The organism is Vibrio sp. OPT46 (genome assembly GCF_015163535.1).
In the GTDB taxonomy this organism is placed as follows: Bacteria; Pseudomonadota; Gammaproteobacteria; order Enterobacterales; family Vibrionaceae; genus Vibrio; species Vibrio alginolyticus.
This window is the reverse complement of record NZ_JADDYG010000038.1, coordinates 1-1401: the sequence shown is the minus strand read 5'-3', so window position 1 is coordinate 1401 and position 1401 is coordinate 1. Positions and strand designations below refer to the sequence as shown.

Below are 1401 nucleotides of genomic sequence, written 5' to 3'. Positions count from 1 at the left end.
ATTCTCGTCCATGCGGTAAAAATTCTCACACATGATGTAGGTTTTAGAACCTGGTTGCAAAACCAGTTTAAAGCAGTACTTGCCGATGAGCATCAGGATGCTAACCCAGTCCAAGGCTTATTGTTAAAACTTATTGTTGGTCAAGGCAATAACCTAACTATGGTTGGTGATGAAAAACAAAGTATTTATGCTTTCAGGGCTGCAGATGTCGGTCAGTTACTAAATGCTCAAAAAGAATTCGGAGACATGAAGATTGTTCAAATGGGAGAGAACTTTCGATCAACTGAACAAGTTGTAAATGTGGCCAATGCTATTGCTGACTTAATGCATGAAGACCAAAAGGTTACAGACGGACATATGATAGCAATGGCAAATATTCAGGGTGATAAGCCAATTGCCCGACAATTTGCCAATGACAAGGACGAGGCAATTACGACAGCCAATGAGATTAAACAGGCTATCGAATCTGGTGAATTAAAACCAGAAGAAATTGCCATTCTGTATCGTTCAAAAGTAATCAAAGACCCAATTGAAGCTCAACTTATTGAGCATGGGGTAGAATACCGAGTTGTTGGCGACAAGGATTTCTTTGATAGTAAAGAAGTAAAGGACTGGAGTGCATTCCTACGTTTCTGTGCTAATGAGAAGGATGTTATGGCTGCTTCACGTGTCATTGATGCAGCAAGTCTTAAAACTAAGGGCGTAACTATGCGCCAAAAGCTCATTGATAAAAACCTAACAGTTATTGAATACTGTAAGTACATGACCACGTATGGAACTGTAAAATCTCAAGATAGAAAGCTTGGATTTGCCTCTTTGTTGGAGTGCCACTCAATTATCAAAGAAGCATTGTTCGAATGCGGTTCAATCACTGACTTAGCAAAAATAAATAACTATGAACTTAGTGATTCTGAACTGAGAAATAAGTGGGGAGAAGTACTTTCTGGCTTAGAGGAAGGTTTGCATCAAATCTGGGTCGAGCTGTTCAAACCCAAAATTATAGATAACGCTAAGAAGAAGTATAAAACTCAAGAGATGACAGCAGAAGTAATCTCAGAAGTTAATAAAAGAGAGCAAAACGTCATTACCTTAACAAAGCGCCTTTTTGCTTTCACTGAGGTTCATGGACACTTACATGATTGTATCAAAGAACTTAACATGCTGGTGGATTCTGGTGAGCAAGGGGCTAGTGCGGTTCAGTTAATGACAGAACACGCTAGTAAGGGCTTAGAGTTTAAGCGTGTATATGTCATTGGCTGCGAAGAAGAAGCACACTTCAAAGGTAATGAGAAAGACAATGTTCATGAAGAGCTTAGGCTATTCTATGTGGCCACCACTCGTGCAGAAAAGGATCTAATTTACTCATATGCACAAAGGCGCTTAGTTCACGGTGAGTTCAAG

Annotated in this window: 1 protein-coding gene; it reads left to right on the top strand. The window is 39.7% G+C overall.

Annotated elements, in window-relative coordinates; translation table 11 throughout:
- A partial coding sequence (locus tag IQR33_RS02400; protein WP_193843478.1) for an ATP-dependent helicase occupies positions 1–1401 on the top strand: 1401 nt, incomplete at both ends.